The sequence below is a fragment of the Roseovarius sp. MBR-51 genome (genome assembly GCF_053628575.1).
Map to the genome: position 1 here is coordinate 1 of NZ_JBRJGQ010000051.1, position 4,905 is coordinate 4,905.

General features: G+C 54.4%; 1 protein-coding gene and 1 pseudogene. One reads left to right on the plus strand and one right to left on the minus strand.

The features are described from left to right. A partial coding sequence (locus ACSSVY_RS22555; protein WP_454272268.1) for a PQQ-dependent sugar dehydrogenase occupies positions 1–3,515 on the minus strand: 3,515 nt, incomplete at its 3' end. Positions 3,516–4,349: 834 nt separating this feature from the next. On the opposite strand from ACSSVY_RS22555, the pseudogene ACSSVY_RS22560 reads away from it, so the two are divergent. Beyond that, positions 4,350–4,905: pseudogene (locus tag ACSSVY_RS22560) on the plus strand (transposase); the annotation flags it as partial.

Here is a 4,905-nt window from a genome sequence, read left to right on the forward strand (position 1 = left end):
TCGACAGGTGTTCCAGTCAGGTTGACAGTCGCTTGATCAACGCCGCCCTTCCCGTCGCTCAACTGGTAGATGAAGCTGTCCACATCGTTGTAATTTGCATCTGGTGTGTAGTTGAACGTGCCGTCCGCGTTCAGCACAAGCGTACCATTGCTGACATCGCTGATCAGCGACACGCTCAAAGTGTCGCCATTGGCATCGTTGTCCACTCCGTTGCCATTGTCGGCCAAAACATTCCCGACAATAGCCGTGTCTTCGACAAAGGTCACCGCATCATCGGCAGCAACCGGCGCAATATTGTCAGGATCGGCAATATATTTTTTCTGCAGGAAGTCTTCGACCTGCACTCGTTCACTCTCGTTCAGCGCCCGGTCATAGATCAGTACGGCAGCGATCTCGAGTTGGCTTTCACCCAGTCCCCCGATCTCGTCACCCAGCACAAGCCGCTTCAGGTCGGTATTGAAAGCATGGGTGCCGCTATCGATCAGCCCACCGTTCAGGTAGTGGTTGAACGCGCCATCGTCTAGAACCACCGACTGCACAAGCCAGCCAGGGCTCACCGCCTCAATGCCCGAATCGAAGTCGTTCGATCCGCCATAACCCTGCACCGACAGGCCTTCGTTATTCCAACTCGAAACCAGACCAAACGTTTCATTTCGCGCACCGTCGCCATAGGCAACACCCGCTGAAACCCCTTCGTGATCCAGATAATCGACCACAAAGAATATCGTCCGGTCCGCGTTGCCAGTGGGGAGGTTGAAAATCGTGTCGGTGGCGTTGACCCTTTCCAGCAGATCACCAGACCCGTCAAAGGCAAGCGCGGCCTGACCCGTCGGCGTTGCGTTGGCCACTAGCTGCGGATCACCCTGAGCAAACAGGTTGTTGCCGCTACCCGAGCCGTCCAGCCAAGCCGAAACCGTATTGCCCGCTGCTAGGCCAATCTTGATGTCCGACTGCAACAGCAGCACCAACCCATTCGTTACAGGAACCTGATCTGAAATTCCAACCTGTATCTCTATATTTGACGAAAAGCTCGTATCAGTCCCGTCCGTCACCTCAAGAAAGGCTTCAAACGAACCTTCGGTGGCATAAGTATGGCTAGCCGTGACTTCTCCGGTCGGCCCAACCACCCCGGTGGTGCTATTGCCGTCCCCGAAGTGCCAGACGTAGTTCATCGCATCATTGTCGGGGTCAATTGCGGTAGCTGTAAAAGTGATCTCAGTTGTACCGGCACCTCCGATGGCCAGATCCGATTGTTCGTCGGTGATAACAGGAGCGAAGTTGACATCCCCTGCCTCGATCTGGAAAGCCGATGAAAGCACCGTATGGCCCGGGTCCGATACCGACAGCGACACGTTATAGCGGCCATCAATCGTATAGGTGTGCTGGACCGAAATTATACCATCGACGGCAACCACGTCATTGACGATTGTCCCATCCCCAAAATTCAGCCTATAGGTCATCGCATCACCTTCGGCGTCGGCGACAGATGCCGTAAAGGTGACTACCAGCGGCAGGTCACCTGTGAGCGGTGTGAGACTGGCCGTTACAATCTCCGGCGCAGCGTTGTTGTCGAAAGTAATTCGGCGCACCTCACCAGAAGCTATCATCACATAATACAGTGCGCCGTCTTCTCCTACAGTCAGCGCGACAATCTCATTCGTGGTGCCCGGAAGCTGCGCTGATGGCTTGAAATCAAAGTTCCCTAGAACCTGCGTGCCAGTATCATCCAAGACCAAGTACTTGATGAAATCATTGGTGTAATCGCCGTAGAAATAGACTCCGTCCCATTCCTCCGGAAACATGTTGCCGCGATAAACTTCACCACCTGTAATCGAGGTCGACTGCCCCTGATGGTCGATTGAGAAGATCGGCGCAGAATAAAAATCACCGGCGGCCGCATCTGCAAGATCGTTATCCGGCAGTGGATAGTCGTTTGGATCTTCCGGGCTCGCGCCACCATTCACGTAGGTGTTGGGCGTGCCTTCGTAGAAGGGCCAGCCATAAAACGCACCAGCCTGACTCAGCGAGCTGGTATGAATATCGTCATGAGCGATTAGCTGCTGATTGCCACCGACCTCACCGATATAGAATTGGCCATATTCGGCATCCCAACGCGCACGAAAGGGATTTCGCAGGCCGTAGGCCCAAGCATAATCGTTAAAGCCGTCGTTGGGATCTACCCAAGGGTTAGCCGCCCAGCCATCGGAACCATCCGGTACCGTGCCGTCCGAATTGACCCGAATGATCTTGCCCGAGGACGACGCCGGATCAAGCATGATATCATTCCCGCCCGCGGCTCCTTCACCCGGGGTTGTAGACTGGAACTTGTCAGAGGTGGTCAGCCAAAGCTTGCCATCGGGGCCAAAATCCAAACCCCCGCCATAATGGCAGCAGGCCAAATATCCATCGGTGTCTTCCCAAACGGTAAATTCGCTGTTCAAAGCCCCCGTCGAGGTAAGCCCCCCTGAATTTTCCTGATGTTCGAACCGCGCTATGCGGGCATTTTCCGGATTATTCGGTGTATAGTAGAGATAGAAATAGCCGTTATTCGCGAAATCTGGGTCAAGCGTGATGTCCAGCAGACCCCGCTCTTGGCCAGAATCGATATTGTTGATGGTCATATAGATGCTGTTTGACCCGGTTTCCGGGTCGACAATCCGGATTTCCCCGTCCTTGGACAGCAAAAGCATCCGGTTGTCGGGCAGGAAGGCCATCGAGATTGGCAGGAAAAAAGGCGACCCCCCTGTCATATCTCCTCGGGTAACAACAGCTTCGTCACGGAACCCATCCAGTGACAAAGGCAGGGTTCCGATATCCAAGCTGGCCGTCGCCACGTCGGACACCGCACCGTTCGCATCAGTTAACTGGTAGGTGAAGCTGTCCGAACTACCGCTGCTTCCGTTATGGGTGTATGTGACGCGCCCGGTCACCGGATCAATGCTGTCGATCGTCCCATGATCCGGACCATCTAAGATGGTGATCGCCGAACCGTCCAAGACAGCATCATCATAGTCATTTCCGAGAATATCCAGCTCGGTCGTGACTCCTATCCCCGCATCCAGGATTTCGCCAATTGCGATCGGCGTGTCGTTTATGCCGTCGTCTGTCAGGTACTTGTTAGTCAGATAGGTTTCGACATCTGCACGCTCCACTGCGTTCAGCGCCCGGTCATAGATCAGCACGGCAGCAATGTTCATTTCGCCTTCGGCAGCCCCCCCGATATGGGCCCCCAGCACCAATTGGGTCAACGTGGTGTTAAACGTATGCGTATCAGTATCGATCAGGTCCCCGTCGAGATACTGCGACAGAACATTGTCATTAAGCACCACCGACTGCACCGCCCAACCCGGTGAGATCCCATCCGTTCCACTGTCAAAATCGTTCTGGCCGCCCCAGCCCTGAACCCCGTAATTGCCCGTAGAACCGCTAGCTACCAGTCCAAAGGTCTGATTGGTCGTGCTGGTGCCATAGGTCACACCAGATGACCGCCCGTTCGTGTCCAGATAATCAACCACAAAGAATATCGTCCGGTTTGCATTACCAGTAGGCAGAGCACTCAGTCCAAGAACTGCCCCAAGCGTGTCTACCTCCCCATCAAAGGCTATAGCTGGAAGGCCAGCTGGCGTCAGCCCTGATACGAGAGTAGGATCTCCCGACGCGTTTAGGACGATATCGGATGCTGAAGCATCCTCCCATCGCGTAACTGTCCCACTCTGCGTGGTTAATCCCGACGCTGTTTCCAGATGCAGAACAAGTCCATTCAATATCGGCAAAGGCATGGAAACCTCCTATAATTATTACGGCCCCAAGAGGTCTTAGGGCAAAACGGTTAGATCTGTTCACCAAACAACTACTAAACTGCGCCGCTCGGCCTTTTCCGTTCAGAACCGCGCCTGCAGACAGGCGTTTCTGAAAAGTGACCAAAGGCCAAAAATGAATGCCTCGACACACATTTACAAGCGAGTAGGCATTCGACATCCAATGCAGGAACATTCATTCCAATGAAAACACCGAATGATCAGCACTTACTTGCATTTACGTCCACGTTAACAGTGAACTCTCCTAGACTGCCTAAAACAAGACATAATTTTGCCAGAATTGAAAAATGCGCAGCGCATTTTTTGAACACATTGAAATTCAGCCTTTTTCCGCAAATAGGCTTCGAACAAGCAAAACTTCCTCACCGGCGATTGTCGTTAGGTCGTGAACAAAGGCTCTTGAATGGGGAAATAGTTCCTGAACAGTCGCGGTTGATTCGCGAAAGCCCTAGCAGGCCGCTGAAATAGTCCCGCCTGGACAGCGATTTAAGAACATGATTCACTTCCCTGACGATAGCGGCGGGTGTGATGATGCGCGGGACAGACGAGACGAGCGGGTCGCTGTTCAGCAATGTTGATCTGGAAGAGCGCATCCCCGCGCGGCATCCGCTGCGCAAGATCAGGCAGGTGGTCAGCGACGCGCTGGCCAGTCTGGATGCTGATTTCGAGGCGCTTTACATCGACTTCGGACGGCCCTCGATCCCGCCCGAGCGGCTGATCTGGGCAAGCCATTTACAAATCCTGTTCTCCATTCGCTCTGAACGCCAGTTGATGGAGCAAATGGATTACAACCTGATGCTGCGCTGGTTCGTGGGCCTCGGGATTGACGATCCAGTCTGGGTCCCCACGGTATTCACGAAGAACCGCGACCGGCTGCTGACCACCGAGATGTCGCGCAAGGTGATGGCGGCGATTCTGGCCCATCGCGAGGTCGCGTCCCTGTTGTCGGACGAGCACTTCTCGGTCAATGGCACGTTGATCAAGGCTTGGATCAACTTCAGATCGGCGTCTGAGTCCGGGCGGGGCTTGTAGTAGACGCTGCCCCGGCTGATCCCCAGAACGACGGCCTGCCGGCTGGCGCTCAATT